Here is a 22,437-nt window from a genome sequence, read left to right as displayed (position 1 = left end):
TGGCCGCAATGGCATGTTGACTTGTATCAACGGGGAGCGGCGCTATGCCACATGGGCGTTTAGTGGCCCATCAACCAGTGCTGATGCGGACCGGGCAGCGTCCAGACACCGAAGAAAATCACCAATAACCCCCCGGCCACGCGCACGCTGCGTTTGCGCAGCAACGCCGTGACACGTTCGGCCGCCAGCCCGGTGGCGAGCAACACCGGCCAGGTGCCCAGCCCGAAAGCCAGCATCAGCCATGCACTGTCCAGCGCATTTCCCTGGCTCGCGGCCCACAGCAGGGTGCTGTAGACCAACCCACACGGCAACCAGCCCCATAGCGCGCCCAGCAGCAAAGCGCGGGGCAGGCTGGACACCGGCAGCAAACGGTTGGCGACGGGTTGCAGGTAGCGCCACAGGCCCCGCCCGAGGCTTTCGATACGGGTGAGGCCGCTCCACCAGCCGGCCAGGTATAACCCCATGCTGATCAGCAGCAACCCGGCAAGCACGCGCATGAACATCGCCGCCGGGCTGTTGGCCACCGCCCAGCCGGCCAGGCCAATCAATAACCCGGCGGTGGCATAGCTGAGCACTCTGCCGAGGTTGTACGCCAGCAGCAGGCGAAAGCGGCGGCTGCGTTGCTCTTTTGGAATGGCCAGGGTCAACGCGCCCATCAGCCCGCCGCACATGCCCAGGCAATGGCCGCCGCCGAGCAGTCCGAGGATCAGCGCGGAGACCAGCAGTGGCGCCAGTTCAAGCATGGGGTGGTTCTTTTGGCGCGGGCGGTTGCTCGGGCCCGTTGGCTTCGTCGACGGCGGCCAGGTGGTTCGGGTCCTGGTCGTCGAACAGCACGCTGTGAGCCGGGCCGTCGAGGTCGTCGTACTGGCCGCTGTCCACCGCCCAGAAGAAGATGTAAATGGCTACGCCTACTAACAGCAGCGCCGCCGGAATCATCACGTATAGAGCTGGCATCTGCACTCCATGCCTGTGCGGCTCAAGCCGGCAGCGGGCGGGTTACTAAGGCGGCGCTTTTAGCCTGCGCGCTCGGCAGGCGAGTCAGGCGCAAGGCGTTGAGCACCACGGTCAACGAGCTGAGGGACATGCCGATCGCCGCCCAGATCGGGGTGATCCAGCCGAGGGCGGCAAACGGCAGCATAAGGCCATTGTACAGCCCGGCCCACAACAGGTTTTCGATGATTACCCGGCGTGTGCGCCGCGCGAGGGTAAACGCCTGCACCAGCGCGTCGAGGCGGTTGGACAGCAGCACAGCATCGGCGCTGGTTTTAGCCAGGTCCGTGGCCGAGCCCATTGCCACACTGATATCGGCGGCGGCGAGCACGGGCACATCATTGACGCCATCGCCGAGCATCAGCACCTTGCGGCCATCCCTGTGCAGTTGTTGCAGCACCTGCAGCTTGTCGTCGGGACGCAGGCCGCCATGGGCTTCGTCGATGCCCAACTCCAGCGCGACACTGGCAACCATCGGCGAGCTGTCGCCCGACAACAGCAGCGTACGCCAGCCCCGCGCCTTGCACGCGGCCAGCAGTGCTGGCGCGTCACTGCGCAGGCGGTCGTCCAGCACGAACCAGGCGAGGGCGCCAGTACGGTCGCCCAGCAGCAGCCATTGGCCGGCCTCATCCGGCGAATCGGGAATCGGGCAGCCACTCAATTCGCAGACAAAACCGGGCTGGCCGATGCGCAACCGGCGTTCGCCTACGCGACCCTCCAGGCCGAGCCCCGGGGCGCTGAGGACTTCATCGGCGGCCAGCGGCGCTCGGCCGAAAGCCCGGGCAATCGGGTGCTCGGAGCGGTTTTCCAGGGCGGCGGCGAGGCTCAGGCATTCATCACTGTTCAGTGCGCTCAAGGGGCGGATCGCGCGTAACGCCAAGCGGCCTTCGGTCAGCGTACCGGTCTTGTCGAAAATCACAGTGTCGATTTGATTCAAGCCTTCCAGCACATGGCCACGGGTCAACAGCAACCCGAGTTTGTGCAGAGTGCCGGTGGCGGCGGTGAGGGCGGTCGGTGTGGCCAGTGACAGCGCGCACGGGCAGGTCGCCACCAGCATCGCCAGCACGATCCAAAATGCCCGCGAGGCATCCAGTTCCCACCACACCAGGCCGATCAATACGGCGGCAATCAGTGAACACAACAGGAACCACTGCGCGGCACGGTCAGCGATTTGTGCCAGGCGCGGTTTCTCGGCCTGGGCGCGCTCCAGCAGGCGCACGATGGCGGACAGGCGCGTGTCATGGCCCAGGGCACGGACCTCGACGGTCAGTGCGCCTTCGACGTTGAGCGTGCCGGCGGTGACTGCATCACCGCTGTGCCGAGGCTGTGGCAGGTACTCACCGGTGAGCAGGGATTCATCGATGCTGGACTGGCCGTCAAGAATCACTCCGTCCGCCGGCAGTACCGCGCCGGGATGCACCAGCACCCGGTCACCCAACGCCAGTTCACTGAGCAGGATGCGTTCGCTCTGGCCGTCAGCGTTGAGGCGTAGGCAGGAGGCGGGTAACAGGTTGACCAATTGCGCGGTGGCGGCGGCCGTACGTTCCCGCGCCCGGCGCTCAAGATAGCGGCCGGCCAGCAGGAACAGCGCGAACATGCCCACCGCGTCGAAGTACAACTCGCCAACGCCGGTGATGGCCGTCCAGATACCCGCGAAATACGCGCCGCCAATCGCCAGGGATACCGACACATCCATGGTCAGGTGGCGCGTGCGCAAGTCGCGCAGGGCGCCCTTGAAAAACGGCGCACAGCTGTAGAACACGATGGGTGTAGTAAGAAACATCGCCACCCAGCGCAGGATCACGTGCAGCTCCGGGCTCAGGTCGATATTGAATTCCGGCCAGGTGGCCATGGTCGCCATCATCGCCTGGAACCACAGCAACCCCGCCACGCCCAGTTGGCGCAAAGCCAGGCGATTTTCGCCGGCCAGTTGCTCGGCAGCGCGATCAGCCTGGTAAGGATGGGCGGCATAGCCGATATGGCGCAGCTCAGCGAGCAGTTGGCTCAACGGCAATTGCCCGTCGGCCCAGCGCACCTGCAGGCGATGGTTGGACAGGTTCAACCGTGCCTCGGCCACCGCGGGCAGGCTGCGCAGGTGTTTCTCGATCAGCCAGCCGCAGGCAGCGCAGCTGATGCCTTCCATCAGCAGCGTGGTTTCGGCGAGCTCGCCGTCGTGGCGCACAAAAGGCTTTTGCACATCGGCGCGGTCGTACAGCGCCAACTCGTCCACCAGCTGCACTGGCAGCGCCTCGGGGTTGGCCGAGGCTTCACTGCGGTGCTGGTAATAGCTTTCCAGGCCGCCGGCCACGATGGCTTCGGCCACCGCCTGGCAGCCTGGGCAGCACAGTTCGCGACGTTCGCCGAGGATCACGGCGGTAAACCGGCTACCGGGAGGGACGGGCAGGGCGCAGTGGTAGCAGGGAATTGGGCTGGTCATGATTTGGATCTTTGATGGCTGGGAGGGCCTCATCGCGGGCAAACCCGGCGCCCACATTGGATCATGGTGTCCTTGTGGGAGCGGGCTGGCCCGCGATGCGCGAAGCGCAGGTTGCTTACTTTTTCAGGTCTTCCGCACCTTGCAACGGCTCATCCCCCAGCAGCAAGTCCTTATCGTGGCTGACCTGTTCTTCTTCAAACAGGCGCCAGGTCTTGTCGCCTTCCACGCCGAGCAGTTCCACGAAGCGTCGGCCTTCGACCTTGTCGGTCACCTGGCCGACGTAGCGGCCAGGCTCGCTGTCGCTGCGGGTCAGGTTGATCTTGCGGTCCTTCTCCGGCTGGGTCGGGGAAATCAGGTTCAGCTCCAGGGTATTCGGGTTGCTGTTGCCGGTGAGGTGCAACTCGACTTCACCGGTCAGTTCGTCCAGGTGCACGTTGGCCCGCAGTTGCAGGGTCTGGGCCAGCAGTTCGCGGTCCAGGGAGCGGTTGATACCCTTGCCGGCTTCGTAGTAGTTGTCGTTAACCAGGTTGTCCGGGTTCTTCACCGCAATGGTCACCATGGACAAGGTCAAGGTCACCGAGCAGGTCAGGATCCCAATGATGATCCAGGGCCAGAGGTGCTTGTACCAAGGGCTTGCGGCAGTAGCTACGGGCATTGTTGTGCTCTCTAGTTAGCGAACTTTATGTTTAACGGACTTGTGGGCCGATGAATCGGCTCTTGGCTTCAATGTGGACGCTGTCATCATCGGCATCCCTGAGGATGAATTTCACCTCATTGGTACTCGACGGCAGTTGCTCCGGCGCGCTGGACAGCTCCACCGGCATGCTGAAAATTTCTCCGGCGGCGACCTTGATTTCGCGTCGGCCTTGCAGTTTGAGGTCCGGCAGGCCCGAGGCGTCGAGCACGTAGGTGTGGTCGCGCTGGTCCTTGTTCATGATTTTCAGGCTGTAGACGTTTTCGATGCGCCCTTCAGCGTTTTCCCGGTACAGCACGCGGTCCTTGCTGACGTCGAATCCCACCAGCGAACGCATGAAAAATGCGCCGGCCAACAGGCTGATCATTGCCAGCAACACCAGGGCATACCCAATCAGACGCGGGCGCAACTTATGGGTTTTCTGCCCGGACAGGTTGTGCTCGGTGGTGTAGCTGATCAGGCCGCGCGGGTAGTCCATCTTGTCCATGATGTTGTCGCAAGCGTCGATACACGCGGCGCAGCCGATGCACTCGATTTGCAGGCCGTCGCGGATGTCGATACCGGTGGGGCACACCTGCACGCACATGGTGCAATCGATGCAATCCCCCAGGCCCTCGGCCTTGTAGTCGATGCCTTTTTTGCGTGGGCCGCGCTCTTCGCCACGGCGCGGGTCGTAGGACACGATCAGGGTGTCTTTATCGAACATCACACTCTGGAACCGCGCGTACGGGCACATGTAGATGCACACCTGTTCGCGCAGCCAGCCGGCATTGCCATAGGTGGCAAGGGTGAAGAAACCGACCCAGAAATACGACCAGCCATCGGCCTGGCCGGTGAAGAAATCAAACACCAGTTCGCGGATCGGCGAGAAGTAGCCGACGAAGGTCATGCCGGTGACAAAACCGATCAACAGCCACAGCGTGTGTTTGCTGAATTTGCGCAGGAATTTGTTGGCGCCCATCGGCGCTTTATCCAGTTTGATACGCTGGTTACGGTCGCCTTCGGTGACCTTTTCGCACCACATGAAGATCCACGTCCACACGCTCTGCGGGCAGGTATACCCACACCAGATGCGCCCGGCATACACGGTGATAAAGAACAGGCCAAAGGCGGCAACGATAAGAATGCCCGACAGCAGGATGAAATCCTGGGGCCAGAAGGTCGCGCCAAAAATGAAGAATTTACGCTCCGGCAGGTTCCACCAAACGGCCTGGTGGCCACCCCAATTCAGCCACACGGTGCCGAAGTAGAGCAGGAACAAACCGGCACCACCGAGCATGCGCAAATTGCGGAACAGGCCGGTGAAAGCGCGGGTGTAGATTTTCTCTCGCGACGCATAGAGGTCGACCGTGTTGCTGGCGTTTTTGGCAGGCGGGGTAACGTCGTTTACCGGTATCTGGTTGCTCATCATTGCATCCCACGGCGGTGGAGATTTGCCTCGGCCAGTACGTGCCAACCGGGGTCAAAAATAGGGTCTTGCAGTGGCGTAATGATACGCCTCCGGTCCTGCTCAAAGGGTGCGACCTTTGGTCGCGTTGGGGGAAATCAATTGATGGTGTACGTGATCTGGATCAATTGACTTGGCAAGTATGGACGGTTTTGGCGGTTGTGGTGGTCGTGCGAGTCTTAAAGCCCTCCACCCAAGAGACCGAGGTCTAACAACAAACAGTTCGAATGTGGGAGCGGGTTTGCTCGCGAATTCGCGGTGTCAGTCACCTTATTCATTACTGACACACTGCATTCGCAAGCAAGCCCGCTCCCACACTGGATCTGTAGTGTGTGCAGAAAAAAGGCCCTGTCAGCGACGGCTGACAGAGCCTCCTTCTATTGGCGTCTGCCTTACTGCGCTTCAGCCTGCTTATCGCCATGGGACAGGCTGTAAACATACGCTGCCAGCAAGTGCACCTTGTCATTGCCTTGCAACAGTTCCTGCGCAGGCATCTGGCCCTGGCGGCCATAACGGATGGTCTGCTGCAGTTGCGCAAAGCTCGAACCGTAGATGAATGCACCCGGGTGGGTCAGGTCCGGCGCGCCCATGGCTGGGGTGCCTTTGCCGGCAGGGCCGTGGCAGGCCACGCAGTTGGCGGCGAAGAGTTTCGCGCCGTTGGCGACGTCGGCCTTTGCGCCTTCGGGCAGTTTGCGGCCGTCGAGGTTGGTCACCACAAAGCCTGCCACATCGGCCACGCCTTGCTCGCCGATGACTTCGGCCCAGGCCGGCATCACTGCATGGCGGCCTTTCATGATGGTTTCCTTGATGGTGGCGGGCTCACCACCCCAGCGCCAGTCGGCGTCGGTCAGGTTAGGGAAACCGTAGGCACCCTTGGCGTCGGAACCGTGGCATACCGAGCAGTTGGAGGCGAACAGGCGGCCACCCATCTTCAAGGCTTGCGGGTCTTTGGCGACGTCTTCGATCGGCATTGAGGCGAACTTGGCGAAGATCGGCCCGAACTTGGCGTCCGACTTGGCCATTTCCTTTTCCCATTCGTGCACGCCGGTCCAGCCGGTCTGGCCATTGGCGAATGGGGTTTGCTTGTCGTTGTCGAGGTAGTTGTAGCCCGGCAGCAAGCCCTTCCAGTTACCCAGGCCGGGGTACAGCGCCAGGTAGCCAAGGGCAAAGATGATGGTGCCGACGAACAGCATGAACCACCATTTCGGCAACGGGTTGTCATACTCCTCGATGCCGTCGAACGAGTGGCCGACTGTCTCGTCTGTTTGCTCGGCGCGCTGCCCCCTGCGGGTCGACAGCAGCAACCAGGTCAGGGCGAAAATGGTACCCAGACTGAGGACTGTGACGTACAGACTCCAGAACGTAGTCATTCTTTGTTACTCCTAGACGCTTGCTCGACGTGCTTGATGGCTTCGGGATCATCTGCAAAGGGCAGCATGGTCGCGTCGTCAAACTCCGACTTGCGCCGTGGGCTGAACACCCACAACGCCAGGCCGATAAAGGCCACCATCACGACAACGGTGCCCAGGCCTCGAATCATCCCGATATCCATGAAGATCACCGTTTGCTTTTGATGATGGTGCCAAGGCCTTGCAGGTAGGCCACCAGTGCGTCCATTTCGGTCTTGCCCTTCACGGCGGCGGCTGCACCGGCGATGTCTTCATCGGTGTAGGGCACGCCCAAGGTGCGCAGGACTTCGAGTTTCTTCGCGGTGTCCTTGCCGTCGAGCTTGTTTTCCACGAGGAACGGATACGCTGGCATTTTCGACTCAGGCACCACGTTGCGCGGGTTGTACAAGTGCGCACGCTGCCAGTCATCGGAGTAACGACCGCCGACGCGGGCCAGGTCCGGGCCGGTACGTTTGGAACCCCACAGGAACGGGTGGTCCCAGACGCTTTCACCGGCAACCGAGTAGTGGCCGTAGCGTTCGGTTTCGGCGCGGAACGGACGGATCATTTGCGAATGGCAACCCACACAGCCGTTGGCGATGAACACGTCACGGCCTTCAACTTCAAGCGCGGGGCGCGGCTTCATGCCTTCTACGGGTTTGTTGGTCACGTCCTGGAAAAACAGCGGAACGATCTGGGTCAGGCCGCCGATGCTCACGGCGATGACCATGAAGAAGGCCAGCAGGCCGATGTTCTTCTCGACTACTTCATGCTTCATCAGTGAGCTCCCACAACGGCGATCTTGGTGGCGGCTTCGGCTTCTACCGGGTCGGAAGCACGCACGGTGCGCCAGACGTTGTAGGCCATGAACAGCATGCCGCTGGCAAAGAACGCACCGCCGATGGCGCGGACGATGTAGCCCGGGTGGCTGGCTTGCAGCGCTTCGACGAAGGAGTAAGTGAGGGTGCCGTCATCGTTGATCGCACGCCACATCAGGCCCTGGGTGATGCCGTTGACCCACATCGAGGCGATGTAGAGCACGGTGCCGATGGTGGCCAGCCAGAAGTGGGTGTTGATCAGCCCGACGCTGTGCATCTGCGCACGGCCGAACAGTTTGGGGATCATGTGATACAGCGCGCCGATGGAGATCATCGCCACCCAACCGAGGGCGCCGGCGTGTACGTGGCCGATGGTCCAGTCGGTGTAGTGGGACAGGGAGTTGACGGTCTTGATCGCCATCATCGGCCCTTCGAAGGTCGACATGCCGTAGAACGCCAGTGACACCACCAGAAAGCGCAGGATCGGGTCGGTGCGCAGCTTATGCCAGGCGCCCGACAGGGTCATCATGCCGTTGATCATGCCGCCCCAGCTCGGGGCCAGCAGGATGATCGACATCGCCATGCCCAGCGATTGCGCCCAGTCCGGCAGCGCGGTGTAGTGCAGGTGGTGAGGACCGGCCCAGATGTACAGGGTGATCAGCGCCCAGAAGTGCACGATAGAGAGGCGATACGAGTAAATGGGGCGCTCGGCCTGTTTCGGCACGAAGTAGTACATCATCCCCAGGAAACCGGTGGTGAGGAAGAAGCCTACGGCGTTGTGGCCATACCACCACTGGATCATCGCGTCCGTCGCACCGGCATACGCCGAGTAGGACTTGAACAGGCTGACCGGCAGGGACGCGTGGTTGACGATGTGCAGCATCGCCGTCACGAGGATGAAGGCACCGTAGAACCAGTTACCGACATAGATGTGCTTGGTCTTGCGCTTGACGATGGTGCCGAAGAACACCACGGCGTAGGTCACCCAGACGATGGCCAGCAAAATGGCGATCGGCCATTCCAGCTCGGCGTATTCCTTGGTGGTGGTGTAGCCCAGCGGCAGGGTCACGACCGCACCGACGATGACGGCTTGCCAACCCCAGAAGGTGAAGGCCGCGAGGCCGTCGGAGATCAGTCGCGTCTGGCAGGTTCGCTGCACGACATAGTAGGAAGTGGCAAATAACGCACAGCCACCGAAGGCAAAAATCACCAGGTTGGTGTGCAGCGGGCGCAGGCGGCCGAAGGTCGTCCATGGCAAACCGAAATTCAATTCCGGCCAAACCAGTTGCGAGGCGATAAACACCCCGAGCCCCATGCCAAGGATCCCCCAGACCACCGTCATGATGGCGAACTGGCGGACTACCTTATAGTTATAAGCAGTCGGACTGATTGCTGTGCTCATTCTAAGGTTCCACGGTTTAGGTTTTTTTATAGGTATAAAACGGCCGCAAGTATGTAGAAAGCGAGGGGCCATTGCAACGCAATGGCTGACCTGTATCAATGCGTTCCACGCCAGATTCTGCGCCCTTTCCATGTTTTGCGTAAGGACAAAATCGGAAATAGAAAGCTGATCGAGTGGACAAGAAATTTTATTGCTGGCGGGGACTTGTAACTTGGTGTGTGTAAACACGCTCTCGAGGTGACGAGTGGTCAGTGGCACGATAGCCGGTCACTGCCAGCCTTTGCGCCTGTCACCCTGCAAAAATGTTCAACCCATCGAGTGCAAATCGGCCGTCGACCGGTCAATACCGATCCACTGTGGGAACAAGCGTAGACCCGAATGGCAGGAGGGGAAAGTTGGGGTCGAGAAGGGTGCGACACTTGGTCGCGTAAAACGGTAGAGCTGCCGCCCCGAATGGGGGCGGCAGTCAAAGGTTACTGAGCCTGGCTTTCTGGCATTGCGCCATCAGCGTTGTGGGACAGGCTGTAAACATAGGCGGCGAGCAGGTGCACCTTGTCATTGCCTTGCAGTGCGTCCTGCGCCGGCATCTGGCCTTGGCGGCCATGGCGGATGGTCTGCTGCAACTGCGCCAGGCTGGTGCCGTAGATAAAGCCGGCAGGCTCGGTCAGGTTCGGCGCGCCCATGGCTTCCGTGCCGTGGCCTTGTGGCCCGTGGCACGCCACGCAGGTGGTGTTGAAGGCGGCTTGACCGGCCGCCAGATCCGCGGTGCTGTCAGCGGGTAATGGCAGCTTGGCCAGGTCGTGGCGCACAAAGGCGGCGACGTTTTTCACACCGTCCTCGCCTAATATCTCGCCCCAGGCCGGCATCGCCGCGTGGCGACCATTGAGGATGGTCGTCTTGATCGCGTCGGCCGAGCCGCCCCAGCGCCAGAGGTTGTCCGCCAGGTTCGGAAAGCCATACGCGCCCTTGGCATCCGAGCCGTGGCACACCGCGCAGTTGGAGGCGAACAGGCGACCGCCCATCTTCAGCGCTTGCGGGTCCTTGGCGACTTCTTCTACCGGCATGGCGGCGAACTTGGCGAAGATCGGCCCGAACTTGGTATCGGCCTTGGCCATTTCCTTGTCCCATTCCTTGGCCGAGGTCCATCCGTCTTCATAGCCCGGCAACACGCCTTTCCAGTTGCCCAGGCCCGGGTAGAGGATCAGGTAGCCGACGGCAAACACCAAAGTGCCGGCGAACAGCATGAACCACCACTGGGGCAGCGGGTTGTCGTATTCCTCAATGCCGTCGAAGGCGTGGCCCATGGTCTGGTCGACGCTGCCCTTGGTCTCGCCCTTGCGGGTGCCGATCAACAGCCAGGTCAGGCCGATCAGGCTGCCGAGGGTCAGTACGCAGATCCATGTACTCCAGAAGGTAGTCATGGGCGAGTGCTCCTTGTTGCAGGCTCTTCTTGAGCGTCGGATGGGGAAGGTTCATCGGCGAAAGGCAGCAGGCGTGCCTGCTCGAACTCTTCATTGCGCCGGTTGTTGAACACCCACAGCGACAGGCCGATAAAGGCGATGGCGACCACCAGCGTGCCCAGGCCGCGGATGGTGCCCGCATCGAATTCAAATCCCATGGCTCACCTCTTGCTCTTGATGGCAGTGCCGAGCACTTGCAGGTAAGAAACCAGCGCGTCCATCTCGGTCTTGCCCTTGAGGCTGGCGACTGCACCGCTGATGTCTTCGTCGGTGTACGGCACGCCGAGCGTGCGCATTACGTGCAATTTGGTCTCGGTGTGGCTGCTGTCGACGGGGGCGGTGACCAGCCATGGATAGGCCGGCATTTTCGATTCCGGCACGACGTTGCGCGGATTGTACAAGTGCGCGCGGTGCCAGTCATCCGAGTAGCGCGTGCCGACGCGCGCCAGGTCCGGCCCGGTGCGCTTGGAGCCCCACAGGAACGGGTGGTCCCATACGCTTTCGCCGGCGACCGAGTAGTGGCCGTAGCGTTCGGTCTCGGCGCGGAACGGGCGGATCATCTGCGAGTGGCACTGCACACAGCCTTCTCGGATGTAAATGTCGCGGCCTTCCAGTTGCAGCGCGGTGTAGGGCTTCATGCCTTCCACCGGTTTGTTGGTGACGTCCTGGAAGAACAGCGGGACGATCTGGGTCAGGCCGCCGATGCTCACGGCGAGCACCATCAGCAGCATCAGCAGGCCGACGTTCTTTTCAATCGTTTCGTGTTTCATCACTGACTCCTCAGGCCATCTGCGCAGCGGTGGCGTGTTCGGCGGTTTGGAGGGATGACGCCGAACGCACGGTGCGCCATGTGTTGTAAGCCATCAGCAACATGCCGCTGAGGAAGATCGCCCCGCCCACCAGTCGCACGATGAAGCCAGGGTGGCTGGCCACCAGGGTTTCGACGAAGGAGTAGGTCAGCGTGCCGTCTTCGTTAATCGCACGCCACATCAGGCCCTGGGCGATGCCGTTGACCCACATCGAGGCGATGTAGAGCACGGTGCCGATAGTGGCCAGCCAGAAGTGCGCGTTGATCAGGCCGAGGCTGTACATCTGCTCGCGGCCGAAGACTTTCGGGATCATGTGGTAGAGCGCGCCGATGGAGATCATCGCCACCCAACCGAGGGCGCCGGCGTGCACGTGGCCGATGGTCCAGTCGGTGTAGTGGGAGAGGGCGTTGACGGTCTTGATGGCCATCATCGGCCCTTCGAACGTCGACATGCCGTAGAAGGCCAGGGAGACGACCAGGAAGCGCAGGATCGGGTCGCTGCGCAACTTATGCCAGGCGCCCGACAGGGTCATCATGCCGTTGATCATGCCGCCCCAGCTCGGTGCCAGCAGTACCAGCGACATCACCATGCCCAGCGACTGTGCCCAGTCCGGCAGTGCGGTGTAGTGCAGGTGGTGCGGGCCGGCCCAGATGTACAGGGTGATCAGGGCCCAGAAGTGCACGATGGACAGGCGATAGGAGTACACCGGCCGCTCGGCCTGTTTCGGTACGAAGTAGTACATCATCCCGAGGAAGCCGGCGGTGAGGAAAAAGCCTACCGCGTTATGCCCATACCACCACTGCACCATGGCATCTGTCGCGCCGCCATAGGCCGAGTAGGACTTGGTCCAACTCACCGGCAGGGAGGCGTGGTTGACGATATGCAGGATGGCCACGGTGATGATAAACGCGCCGAAGAACCAGTTACCGACATAGATGTGCTTGGTCTTGCGCTTCATCACCGTGCCGAAAAACACGATGCCGTAGGCGACCCAGACAATGGCGATAAGAATAGCGATCGGCCATTCCAGCTCGGCGTATTCCTTGGAAGTGGTGTAGCCCAGCGGCAAGCTGATGGCCGCCAGCACAATCACCAATTGCCAACCCCAGAAGCAGAACGCGGCAATTTTCGGTGCGAACAGCTGTGTCTGGCAGGTACGTTGCACCGAGTAGAAGGAGCTGGCGAACAGTGCGCAGCCGCCGAAGGCGAAGATCACCGCGTTGGTGTGCAGCGGGCGCAAGCGGCCGAAGCTGGTCCAGGGCAAGTCGAAGTTGAGTGCAGGCCAAACCAATTGGGCGGCGAGAAAAACCCCGAGCCCCATGCCGACGATGCCCCACACCACCGTCATAATGGCGAATTGGCGGACCACCTTGTAGTTATAGGCGGTACTTAAAGTAGTGTTCATGGTTCCCCATCCACGGTTCAACCCAAGCAAATGCGGCACTTGGGCTGGAGTTATAGGCAGACTAAAAAGCGAGGCAAGCATGGGCAAAGAGCACAAGGCCAGTATTGACGGGGATCAATGGGCGCAGTGTGTGCGGGAGCATGGCTGGTTGTGGGATGCCGCGACCGGGTCTATCGCGCGTGCGCCGGTGACGCTGATCCTGGCTCATGGCGCGGGTGCGCCGATGGACTCATCCTTCATGAGCGACATGGCTGCACGCCTTGCCGGGCACGGCGTGAACGTGTTGCGCTTCGAGTTCCCGTACATGGCTCAGCGCCGGTTGGACGGTGGCAAACGCCCGCCGAACCCGGCGCCGAAACTGCTGGAAGCCTGGCATCAGGTGTATGCCGAGGTGCGACGTCATGTCGCTGGGAAATTGGCGGTTGGCGGCAAGTCCATGGGCGGGCGCATGGCCAGTATTTTGGCCGATGAGTTGGGCGCCGATGGGTTGGTGTGCCTGGGCTATCCGTTCTACGCGGTGGGCAAGCCGGAAAAGCCCCGGGTTGCGCATCTGGCCGAGCTGAAGACGCCGACGTTGATTGTGCAGGGTGAGCGCGATGCCTTGGGCAATCGAGCGGCGGTGGAGGGGTATGAGCTGTCGCCGAGCATCGAGATAATGTGGCTGGTGGCGGGTGATCATGACTTGAAGCCGTTGAAGGCGTCGGGGTTTAGTCATGAGCAGCATTTGGAGGCTGCGGCGGTGAAAATCGCTGAGTTTCTGGGTGCCTGTTAGGGCCCCTTCGCGAGCAAGCCCGCTCCCACATTTTGACCATGTTCATTCAGAACAACGCGGTCAAATGTGGGAGCTGGCTTGCCTGCGATAGCGGTCTACCGGTTAAAACGCTCTACCAGCGAATACTGGGTATTGGCGGTATGCGTCAACTCTTCACTCAACTGCGCCGAGTTCATCGCCTGTTCCGAGGTCTGATCCGCCAACAGCGCAATCGTGCTGATGTTGCGGCTGATCTCTTCGGCCACCGCGCTTTGTTCCTCGGTGGCAGCGGCGATCTGGGTGGTCATTTCGGTGATATTGGCCACGGCCTCACTGATGCCCACCAACGCCTGATCCGCCTCCATCACCCGCGCCACACCTTCTTCGGCCTGGCGATGCCCGGCGTCCATGGTTTGCACCGCAGCGGCGGCGGTCTGCTGCAGCTTGGCGATCAGGGCATGGATCTGCCCGGTGGACTCAGCGGTGCGCTGTGCCAGTTGACGGACTTCGTCGGCCACCACCGCAAAACCGCGGCCCATCTCACCGGCCCGCGCCGCTTCGATGGCGGCGTTCAGCGCCAGCAGGTTGGTCTGGTCGGCGATGCCTTTGATCACATCGACTACGCCGCCGATTTCATCGCTGTCCTTGGCCAATTGCGTAACGGTCACACCGGTTTCGCCCACGGCGACCGACAGACGCTGAATCGCCTCGCGGGTTTCCCCGGCGATGTCGCGGCCGCGACCGGTCAGGCGATTGGCTTCCTGAGTGGCGTCGGCGGTGCGCTGCACATGGCTGGCGACTTCCTGGGTGGTCGCCGCCATCTGGTTGACTGCGGTGGCCACCTGTTCGGTTTCTACACGCTGACGTTCCAGGCCGCTGGAGCTGTTGTGCGCCAGGGTGTTGGACTGCGCCGCCTGGTCGTTAAGGTGCTCGGCAGTGTCCTGCAAACGTGTAAGGCACGTCTTCAAACGCGCCTCCTGGCTGAGGATCGACATCTCCAGCCGCGCTTGTGCGCCACGGCTGTCGGTGTACATCTGCGCGATCAACGGGTCGGAAGTGGTCTGCTCAGCCAGGCGCAACAAGCGCTTGAGGCCGCGCTGCTGCCAGCTCAGGCCCAGCAGGCCCAGCGGCACCGACAAACCCGCCGCAAGGGCAAAGCCCCAGTGGGAGTTGAGCGAAGCACCGATCATGAAGCTCAACTGGCTGACCAGAATAAACGGCAGCCAGTCTTGCAGCACCGGCAGCCATTTGTCCCGCTGAGGCACGGCCGACTTGCCCTGGTTGATGCGTTGATAGAGCGCTTCGGCCCGTCGGATCTGCTCGGCGGTGGGCTTGATGCGCACCGATTCGTAGCCGATCACCTGGTTGCCATCGAAGACCGGCGTCACGTAGGCGTTAACCCAGTAGTGATCGCCCGTCTTGCAGCGGTTCTTAACGATGCCCATCCATGGCAAGCCTTGTTTGAGCGTGGACCACATGTGCGCGAACACGGCCGGTGGCACATCCGGGTGACGCACCAGGTTGTGCGGGGCACGGATAAGCTCGTCGCGAGTGAACCCACTGATTTCGACGAAGGCGTCGTTGCAGTAGGTAATCACGCCTTTGGCGTCTGTGGTGGAGATCAACCGTTGCTGAGCGGGGAAGGTACGTTCGCGCTGGGTAACGGGTTGGTTATTACGCATGATTGTTCAATCCGCAAGGCTTTCATGGGTTGTCGGCCATTGCGGGCATTTATTTAACTTATTTTTGCAACAATCAGCCCGCCAGCATCGGGTAGGTAAACAACCCGAAGTGAAGCAGATTCAAGCCAAAATGCGTGGTGATTGCTGCACCCAAGCCGCCAAAGCGATAGGCCAGCCCATAACCGACGCCTGCGATGCTCGCCAGCAGCACCCAATGCCAGCCTGCGCCCAGGTGCACCAGGCCGAATAACAGCGCGGCCAATAGCAGTGCCAGGTTCTCGCCGTAGGGCAGGTGTTTGAAGCGTTGGCTCAGGCCGCCCTGGATATAGCCACGAAACAGCGCCTCTTCGACCAGGGTCACCAGCAGCAGGTTATTCAGCACCCACAGCCACGCCTGTTCCGGCCATTTGGGTGCCCAACTGATCATCCCCAGCAATGCGGCGCCACCCAAGGCCGCGACCGCCGTCAGGGTCACCGCCAGGGCGGCGACATAAATCGACAGGCGCAACGAACGCCGCGCCACAATCCATGGGCAAGCGAGTAGGAGCCAGAAGCCAATCAGCGGTTTGTCCTGGTTCAGGTACATCGAGAACGGCACCGAGTCCGGTGTAAGGCGCTCGGGCGCGATGCCGCGGCCGTTGTAGAAACCCGGCAGCCAGTGCATCGCCAGGCCCAATGCCAGCACCACGAACAATCCATGCCCGAGGTAGCGCGCCCAAGGGCTGCGTTGCTGGCGTACGGCGTACCCGGCGATCAGCAGCATGGCCACGGAGACCACCGCCAGGATGCCCAATTGCCCGTAGGTCAGGGCCAGAACATAGCCAATTGAGAGAAGCACCAGGTACAGCCAGGGCAAAGCGATCATGTGAAATCCTTCAAAAAAACTGGCCGGCATTATAGCGACCGAGCTTGTTCGCAGGCATGAAAACTCTTCCACGCACAGCGCCTGGTGGAAGTGATTGCATAACTGCAAGGCGGCTGGTTATAGTCGTCGCGTCCTTATCCCTTCAAAAAAGATCAGCACATGCCAGCTTCCCTGCGCATAGCGGTAGTCGATTCAGCGGTCAACGCTGTGGTCGTGCCGTGCGGGAATAAGCAGCCTGCGCAGATCAGTCACTACCCCCCACCTGTCAGTCGCACGCCGGTGTACGCAGTCGTATCACCGCCGGGTGTTGGCATTACGGGCTGATCAGCGAATCGCTGTGCCCTGTGCCCGCCTGAAAAAAACCTACTGAGTTTCAGCCTTGGCTGAATTGGCTTTTTTGCCTGATGACAGGTGGTAACCATGTCTGTTCTTTCGAAACAATCCGTGGCCGCGGCGGCCTCGACGAGCCTGTTTGTCCTGTTGTGGAGCAGCGGGGCGATTTTCTCCAAGTGGGGTCTGGCCCATGCTTCGCCCTTTGCCTTTCTGCTGATTCGTTTTGCCATCGCCCTGGCGGGGTTGGTGGTTCTGGTGCCGATCCTCAGGTTGAAACTGCCACGTCCCGGCAAGCCCCTGCTGTATGCGGCGGCGACGGGGCTGGTGTTGCTAGGGGCGTATCAGATTTTCTATCTGCTGGCGCTGGATCTCAAAGTCACGCCAGGGGTGATGGCCACCATCATGGGCGTGCAGCCGATACTCACGGTGGTACTGGTAGAGCGTCAGCGTTCGTTAAGCCGGATGTTCGGTCTTGGGCTGGGGCTGGCGGGATTGATCATGGTGGTCTATCAGGGCATTGGAGTGTCGGGCATGTCCCTGGCCGGGATGGTGTTCGGCTTGCTGGCGCTGGCGAGCATGACGTTCGGCTCGATCATGCAAAAGCGTATCACCGACAACCCTCTCGGGACGTTGCCCGTGCAGTACCTGGCGGGGCTGCTGCTGTGTGCCGTGTTTGTGCCGTTCCAGCCTTTTCACTTTGAGCAAAGCGCCAGCTTTTACCTGCCGGTGCTGTGGATGGGGCTGGTGGTGTCGTTATTGGCGACGCTGCTGCTGTACCGCCTGATCGCGCGCGGCAATCTGGTGAATGTCACCAGTTTGTTCTATCTGGTGCCGGCGGTGACGGCGGTGATGGATTACCTGATCTTTGGCAATCGGCTCGCGCTGTTGAGCGTGCTGGGGATGGGGTTGATCATCATAGGGTTGGGGTTTGTGTTTCGTAGACGTTGAGTGTGGCGCTGAGCGCTGAATCAACCCTGACGGGAGCCTGCCAAAACGGGCGCCCGTCAGGCCTGCGATCTATTGTTGAGTGAGTGCAGTCGTCAGCGTCTGCGCCATGCTTTTCACATACTCGCGCAATTCAGGCACTGCGGTGGCTTCCCAGTCACGCGCCTGGAGGAAGGGGCCGACGTAATACAGCCAGTCTGACGGCACTGCATTGCAATCGAGCAGTGCGCCTGACGGTGCGATAGCCATACCCGTTCCGAGTGCGTCAGGCACTAACAGCCCATCTGCACGCAGGGATTTGAGCAGGGGGTCGTCCAATTGGCGAAGGTCCAGTGCCGGCGTCGTGCAATTGATCACCGCTTTGACCTCCAGATGTTCCTCGGTGCTTGCGCCACGACGACGTACCGACACGCTTACGCTCTGAGGATTGGACGCGTAGCCGACGATGCGCCCGGCCAGCAGCTTGAGCTGTCCGCTGGCAAGTTCTTCGTGCAGGCGGGCTCCCGGTTGGGGCGCGCAACGATGCCGATGGGCATCCCAGTAGGGGCGTATATGCCGCAAGAATCGCCGGCGTTCATCGAGCGGCAATGCATGCCACAACTGCAGGGTGGCAGACCTCAACCCACCGATGATGTCGCGCCAGTCTCCTCCGGTTTGGGCGTGTAGCCTGACCGCATCACGGACTGCGCGCACGTAATGACGCACCCTGCAATCGGTCAACATGTGCTGTGACAGCCCTTCGTCGTAAGCAGGATGTGCATTCAACTCACGGTGGGGCTGTGGCAGAAGGCCACGGCGTGAGACGGCCTGAATAGTGCCTTTGTGGCCCCGATCACGTAAGTCGAGCACGACATCCAGCATCGTCAACCCGCTACCGATCAGGAAGACAGGGTCATTTGCACTGATGCCATCGAGTGCGCCGGGTTGCCATGGGTCATGCACGTAGCGCGGGCTTTCGTAGAACTGTCGATATCGGGGGGCAATAGAAGGTGCTTGGCGTGCACAGCTACCAATGCTCAAAACGATAGTGTCGGCCCGATAATGCTCTCCGTTATCCATCAAGAGCAGTGCACTCTGTGCATTGGGCTGGGGAACTATTTTCACCACTTCCCCAATAACTTCTTGCAGCTCGCAGCCCAGCGGTGCGCGGCGGGTTGCATCGTTAAGCAGCGCTTCCAGGTAATCGCCATACACACGCCGCTCTACAAAGGAGCCGGGTGTAGCCGTTGGGGTGCTGCGTTTGACGTAGTCATAAAAGCTGTCGTCTTCGCCGGCGAGGGCGTTCATTCTGCCTGCGGGCACGTTGAGTACGTGCGCGCGGGCACGGGTGCTGTAGGCGACACCCCGGGCCATAGTGCCAGGCCGGCTGATCAACAGAATTTTCAAAGGGGTGACCGGCGGGTAGCGCAATAAATGTACGGCCAGCGTCGAGCCGCAGAAGCCTGCGCCGATAATCGCGAGGGTCTTGGTATTCATTCCAGCTCCAGTTTCAACGCTGCTCATTTTTCATTTGACAAAGTTGTTCTATTGCTCTTGTTGAATAAGAGCCGATAAGTGATGTGTAGAGTCGACCGATGGATTGTATGAGCGTGATAATGAAGTGGATCGGGTTCGTCATCCAGTGTGCAACTGCGGCCATTCAGCGTTCGTTGATATAGATCAGTCGCAGTCCCGATAGGCGTTGTCGACGCATCATAGCTGAATATGAACTATACCTTCCTCGGCGTTTGCAGCCCGGGCGCCTGGGATGAATAGGTTTTTCCGGTCGCTGCGTGTGGGACAAGTCGCTGCTGTTGGGCTGATGAGTCGATGGCGCACTCACATTAGCTCGTCATGTCGGACGGGTGTGGGATTGATGCCATCCAGCTATTTAGGCAGCGTAACGTTACTAACCCCCGGTCTAGAGGCGCAACACCTCATACTAGAGCCTTTGAGGGGGGCGAGGCCGTCGACCGTTGGTCACCAGTAAGATTGCTCTTACCATGTAATGCTGTAATAATTCCGACCTTATTGTGGCCTATATCCTACCTCCCTACAGGATATGTAGTACGCTCGCAAAGGGATATTGTGTCTATTTTCGCATCGCGTAGCCTTTCCAATGCTCTGCCGAACGATGTTTGCCTGGCAAACGTCGCGGTATTGATGTGCTCGTACAATGGTGAAGCGTTCCTTGCTGAACAGCTCGACTCCATTGAACGGCAGAGCCATAGCGGCTGGACATTAGTCATTTCTGATGACGGTTCCAAAGATGGTACTTCGCAGATCTTCCAGAAGTACTGCAATCGTTGGGGCAGCGACCGCTTGCGCGTCGTGGCGGGTCCTCAAAAAGGCTTTGTCGCCAATTTTCTGTCGCTCACGTGTCGCGCCGATATCCAGGCAGATTATTTTGCATGGTGCGATCAGGACGATATCTGGAATGACGAGAAGCTGCAGGTGGCCATTGAGTGGTTGCAGACCCAGCCCTCAGATGTTCCGGCCCTTTACTGTGGCCGTACTCAACTGGTCAGTGACTCGGGTGTCACGCTTGGTTATTCGCCGCTATTCACGTTGCCTCCTCACTTCTCGAACGCGCTCGTTCAGAGCATTGCGGGCGGCAATACGATGGTGTTCAACCAGGCGGCTCGCGAGTTGATCATGGAGGCGGGGCTGGATGTCGTAGTCCCTTCTCATGATTGGTGGGCGTATCAGCTCGTCACGGGTGCGGGAGGCGTCGTTCACTACGATCCCCAGCCTAGAATGCAGTACCGCCAGCATGATGAAAATCTGATTGGCAGCAACTCCAGCTGGGCAGCTCGCCTGGTTCGGCTACGGATGATCTTTCAAGGACGTTTTTACGAGTGGAACGAACAGAACATTCGTGCACTCGAAGCCATGCAGCATCGTCTTTGCGAAGAGCATCGAACGACCCTTGCGCGCTTTAAAGGTGCGCGGAGTCAAACGTTATTTAGACGAGTGCTGGGGTTCCGGTCGGCCGGTTTATATCGGCAGACGTTCATGGGTAACCTCGGGCTAATTCTTGCAACACTACTGAAAAAGATCTGACTCAATGACTATCTTAGTAACCGGCGGTGCTGGCTTTATCGGTGCAAACTTTGTATTGGACTGGGTAGCCCAGGCGGATGAGCCGGTCATTAATCTGGATAAGCTGACGTATGCCGGCAACCTGGAGAACCTCAGCTCGCTCGAGGGTGACAAGCGCCACGTGTTTGTACAGGGCGATATCGCCGATACCCAGTTGGTCCAGCGCTTGCTCGCTGAACACCAGCCGCGCGCTATCCTGAACTTCGCCGCCGAGTCGCACGTTGACCGCTCTATCCATGGCCCGGAGGACTTTATCGAGACTAACGTCGTCGGTACCTTCCGTCTGCTGGAGGCGGTGCGCGCCTACTGGAAAGGTTTGGACGCTGATGCACAGCAGTCTTTCCGTTTCCTGCATGTGTCGACTGACGAAGTCTATGGCTCCCTGGCCAAGGACGATCCTGCGTTCACCGAAACTCATCAGTACGAGCCTAACAGCCCTTACTCGGCGAGCAAGGCTGCGAGCGACCACCTGGTACGTGCCTACCACCATACCTATGGCTTGCCGGTACTGACGACCAATTGCTCGAACAACTACGGCCCGTACCATTTCCCGGAAAAATTGATTCCGTTGATGATCGTCAACGCACTGGCAGGCAAAGCACTGCCGGTGTACGGCGACGGTCAGCAAATTCGTGACTGGTTGTACGTAAAAGACCACTGCAGCGCTATCCGTCGTGTACTGGAAGCCGGCACTGTGGGTGAGGTCTATAACGTGGGCGGCTGGAACGAAAAGCCAAACCTGGACATCGTCCACACCGTTTGCGCCTTGCTCGATGAGCTGCGCCCTCAAGCGGATGGCAAGCCTTACAGCGACCAGATCGCTTACGTGACGGATCGCCCTGGCCATGACCGCCGTTATGCCATCGACGCACGCAAACTGGAGCGTGAGTTGGGTTGGAAACCGGCCGAGACGTTCGAGACCGGTATTCGCAAGACCGTGGAGTGGTATCTGGACAACCAGGATTGGGTGAGCAATATCCAATCGGGTTCGTACCGCGAGTGGGTAGAAAAGAACTACGCCGAGCGTTCGGCATGAGGATCCTTCTACTTGGCAAAAATGGCCAAGTGGGATGGGAGCTTCAACGCAGCTTGGCCCCTTTGGGCCAAGTGCTTGCGCTCGACTCGAAAAGCCAGGACTACTGCGGCGACCTGAACGATCTGCAGGGCTTGGCCGCGACTGTGCAGCGGTTTGCGCCTGACGTCATCGTCAACGCCGCCGCTTACACCGCCGTCGACAAAGCCGAAAGCGAGCCCGCCCAGGCCCTGCGTGTCAACGCAGAAGCCCCGGCGGTACTGGCGGCCGAAGCGCTCAAGCTGAATGCCTTGCTGGTGCACTATTCCACCGACTACGTGTTCGCCGGCACCGGCGACACACCCTGGCTGGAAAGCGACCCGGTCGGCCCGCTGAGCGTCTACGGTACGACCAAGTTGCAGGGCGAGCAGGCCATCCAGGCCAGCGGTTGTGCGCACCTGATCTTTCGCACCAGTTGGGTCTACGCAGCACGCGGTAACAACTTCGCCAAGACCATGCTGCGCCTGGCCATCGAGCGTGACAGCCTGAACGTGATTGACGACCAGTTCGGTACGCCCACCGGGGCGGACCTGCTGGCCGACGTCACCGCTCACGCGATCCGCACCCTGGGCTCAAACCCGCAGTTGAGCGGGGTGTATCACCTCGCGGCTGCGGGCGAGACCACCTGGCATCGTTATGCCCGCTTTGTGCTCGAACAGGCGCAAGCGGCGGGTGTGCAGCTCAAGGTCGAACCGGTCAACGTGGGCGCGATCACCACCGCGGCCTACCCGACGCCGGCCAAGCGCCCTGGCAACTCCCGACTCAACACTCAAAAACTGCAGAATGCCTTCTCACTGCGCCTGCCTGAATGGCAGGACGGCGTGGCACGGATGCTTAAAGAAATTCTAGAGAAATGAA

Annotated in this window: 21 protein-coding genes; 5 read left to right on the top strand and 16 right to left on the bottom strand. The window is 60.4% G+C overall.

All coding sequences use genetic code 11. The features are described 5' to 3' along the window. Nucleotides 1-59: 59 nt before the first annotated feature. The 13 genes from A7J50_RS21285 to ccoN (A7J50_RS21225) form a co-directional block, all read right to left on the bottom strand. Nucleotides 60-743, bottom strand: a complete 684-nt coding sequence (locus tag A7J50_RS21285) for a sulfite exporter TauE/SafE family protein (RefSeq protein ID WP_064453584.1) — start codon at nucleotides 741-743, stop codon at nucleotides 60-62. Beyond that, nucleotides 736-954 carry a cbb3-type cytochrome oxidase assembly protein CcoS gene (gene ccoS, locus A7J50_RS21280; RefSeq protein ID WP_064453583.1) on the bottom strand — a complete coding sequence of 73 codons (219 nt, stop codon included), beginning with the start codon at nucleotides 952-954 and terminating at the stop codon, nucleotides 736-738. Before ccoS ends, A7J50_RS21285 begins: the two co-directional genes overlap by 8 nt. Before the next feature lie 22 nt (nucleotides 955-976). After that, the gene (locus A7J50_RS21275; RefSeq protein WP_064453582.1) at nucleotides 977-3,427 is read right to left on the bottom strand and encodes a heavy metal translocating P-type ATPase; all 2,451 of its coding nucleotides are present in this window, start codon (nucleotides 3,425-3,427) and stop codon (nucleotides 977-979) included. A 115-nt stretch (nucleotides 3,428-3,542) separates the two neighbouring features. Continuing rightward, a complete protein-coding gene (locus A7J50_RS21270; RefSeq protein WP_064453581.1) occupies nucleotides 3,543-4,082 on the bottom strand; it encodes a FixH family protein in 540 nt (179 codons plus the stop codon). 31 nt (nucleotides 4,083-4,113) lie between these two features. Beyond that, nucleotides 4,114-5,529 carry a cytochrome c oxidase accessory protein CcoG gene (ccoG, locus tag A7J50_RS21265; protein ID WP_064453580.1) on the bottom strand — a complete coding sequence of 472 codons (1,416 nt, stop codon included), beginning with the start codon at nucleotides 5,527-5,529 and terminating at the stop codon, nucleotides 4,114-4,116. Nucleotides 5,530-5,960: 431 nt separating this feature from the next. Then, nucleotides 5,961-6,938, bottom strand: coding sequence for a cytochrome-c oxidase, cbb3-type subunit III (gene ccoP / locus A7J50_RS21260; RefSeq protein ID WP_064453579.1), 978 nt, complete (start codon nucleotides 6,936-6,938; stop codon nucleotides 5,961-5,963). Further along, the gene (locus A7J50_RS21255; RefSeq protein ID WP_003193169.1) at nucleotides 6,935-7,120 is read right to left on the bottom strand and encodes a CcoQ/FixQ family Cbb3-type cytochrome c oxidase assembly chaperone; all 186 of its coding nucleotides are present in this window, start codon (nucleotides 7,118-7,120) and stop codon (nucleotides 6,935-6,937) included. The genes ccoP (A7J50_RS21260) and A7J50_RS21255 overlap by 4 nt, the downstream gene beginning before the upstream one ends. 5 nt (nucleotides 7,121-7,125) lie before the next feature. After that, complete coding sequence (ccoO, locus tag A7J50_RS21250; protein ID WP_053257425.1) at nucleotides 7,126-7,734, bottom strand: cytochrome-c oxidase, cbb3-type subunit II; 609 nt, start codon at nucleotides 7,732-7,734, stop codon at nucleotides 7,126-7,128. Further along, a complete protein-coding gene (gene ccoN, locus A7J50_RS21245) occupies nucleotides 7,734-9,176 on the bottom strand; it encodes a cytochrome-c oxidase, cbb3-type subunit I (protein ID WP_064453578.1) in 1,443 nt (480 codons plus the stop codon). The genes ccoO (A7J50_RS21250) and ccoN (A7J50_RS21245) overlap by 1 nt, the downstream gene beginning before the upstream one ends. A 473-nt stretch (nucleotides 9,177-9,649) precedes the next feature. After that, nucleotides 9,650-10,597: a cytochrome-c oxidase, cbb3-type subunit III gene (ccoP, locus tag A7J50_RS21240; RefSeq protein WP_064453577.1), complete on the bottom strand. Its 948-nt coding sequence runs from the start codon at nucleotides 10,595-10,597 to the stop codon at nucleotides 9,650-9,652. Then, nucleotides 10,594-10,794 carry a cbb3-type cytochrome oxidase subunit 3 gene (locus tag A7J50_RS21235; protein WP_064453576.1) on the bottom strand — a complete coding sequence of 67 codons (201 nt, stop codon included), beginning with the start codon at nucleotides 10,792-10,794 and terminating at the stop codon, nucleotides 10,594-10,596. The genes ccoP (A7J50_RS21240) and A7J50_RS21235 overlap by 4 nt, the downstream gene beginning before the upstream one ends. A gap of 3 nt (nucleotides 10,795-10,797) precedes the next feature. Beyond that, nucleotides 10,798-11,406, bottom strand: coding sequence for a cytochrome-c oxidase, cbb3-type subunit II (ccoO, locus tag A7J50_RS21230; protein ID WP_053257421.1), 609 nt, complete (start codon nucleotides 11,404-11,406; stop codon nucleotides 10,798-10,800). Nucleotides 11,407-11,416: 10 nt separating this feature from the next. Further along, nucleotides 11,417-12,850 carry a cytochrome-c oxidase, cbb3-type subunit I gene (gene ccoN, locus A7J50_RS21225; RefSeq protein ID WP_064453575.1) on the bottom strand — a complete coding sequence of 478 codons (1,434 nt, stop codon included), beginning with the start codon at nucleotides 12,848-12,850 and terminating at the stop codon, nucleotides 11,417-11,419. 79 nt (nucleotides 12,851-12,929) lie between these two features. On the opposite strand from ccoN (A7J50_RS21225), the gene A7J50_RS21220 reads away from it, so the two are divergent. Continuing rightward, nucleotides 12,930-13,622 (top strand): alpha/beta family hydrolase, encoded by a 693-nt coding sequence (locus tag A7J50_RS21220; RefSeq protein ID WP_064453574.1) that lies wholly within the window; start codon nucleotides 12,930-12,932, stop codon nucleotides 13,620-13,622. 95 nt (nucleotides 13,623-13,717) lie between these two features. On the opposite strand, the gene A7J50_RS21215 is transcribed toward A7J50_RS21220, so the two are convergent. Together A7J50_RS21215 and A7J50_RS21210 are read right to left on the bottom strand one after the other, a co-directional pair. After that, a complete protein-coding gene (locus A7J50_RS21215) occupies nucleotides 13,718-15,283 on the bottom strand; it encodes a methyl-accepting chemotaxis protein (RefSeq protein ID WP_064453573.1) in 1,566 nt (521 codons plus the stop codon). A 73-nt stretch (nucleotides 15,284-15,356) separates the two neighbouring features. Beyond that, nucleotides 15,357-16,148: a CPBP family intramembrane glutamic endopeptidase gene (locus tag A7J50_RS21210; RefSeq protein ID WP_064453572.1), complete on the bottom strand. Its 792-nt coding sequence runs from the start codon at nucleotides 16,146-16,148 to the stop codon at nucleotides 15,357-15,359. Nucleotides 16,149-16,568: 420 nt separating this feature from the next. On the opposite strand from A7J50_RS21210, the gene A7J50_RS21205 reads away from it, so the two are divergent. After that, complete coding sequence (locus tag A7J50_RS21205; protein WP_064453571.1) at nucleotides 16,569-17,429, top strand: DMT family transporter; 861 nt, start codon at nucleotides 16,569-16,571, stop codon at nucleotides 17,427-17,429. A 69-nt stretch (nucleotides 17,430-17,498) separates the two neighbouring features. Here the strand turns inward: A7J50_RS21205 and A7J50_RS21200 are convergent, their stop codons facing one another. Further along, the gene (locus A7J50_RS21200; RefSeq protein WP_064453570.1) at nucleotides 17,499-18,902 is read right to left on the bottom strand and encodes an FAD/NAD(P)-binding protein; all 1,404 of its coding nucleotides are present in this window, start codon (nucleotides 18,900-18,902) and stop codon (nucleotides 17,499-17,501) included. 591 nt (nucleotides 18,903-19,493) lie between these two features. Between A7J50_RS21200 and A7J50_RS21195 the strand changes: the two genes are divergently transcribed. The 3 genes from A7J50_RS21195 to rfbD are packed head-to-tail and all read left to right on the top strand — an operon-like array spanning nucleotide 19,494 to nucleotide 22,436. Next, nucleotides 19,494-20,468, top strand: coding sequence for a glycosyltransferase family 2 protein (locus A7J50_RS21195; protein WP_082895934.1), 975 nt, complete (start codon nucleotides 19,494-19,496; stop codon nucleotides 20,466-20,468). 4 nt (nucleotides 20,469-20,472) lie between these two features. Further along, the gene (gene rfbB / locus A7J50_RS21190) at nucleotides 20,473-21,543 is read left to right on the top strand and encodes a dTDP-glucose 4,6-dehydratase (protein WP_064453568.1); all 1,071 of its coding nucleotides are present in this window, start codon (nucleotides 20,473-20,475) and stop codon (nucleotides 21,541-21,543) included. Then, complete coding sequence (rfbD, locus tag A7J50_RS21185) at nucleotides 21,540-22,436, top strand: dTDP-4-dehydrorhamnose reductase (protein WP_064453567.1); 897 nt, start codon at nucleotides 21,540-21,542, stop codon at nucleotides 22,434-22,436. The genes rfbB and rfbD overlap by 4 nt, the downstream gene beginning before the upstream one ends. The last annotated feature ends 1 nt before the right edge of the window (nucleotide 22,437 follow it).

Origin of the sequence: Pseudomonas antarctica, from assembly GCF_001647715.1 — a bacterium.
Taxonomy (GTDB): Bacteria; Pseudomonadota; Gammaproteobacteria; order Pseudomonadales; family Pseudomonadaceae; genus Aquipseudomonas; species Aquipseudomonas antarctica_A.
This window is presented reverse-complemented; position numbering and strand designations above follow the sequence as displayed.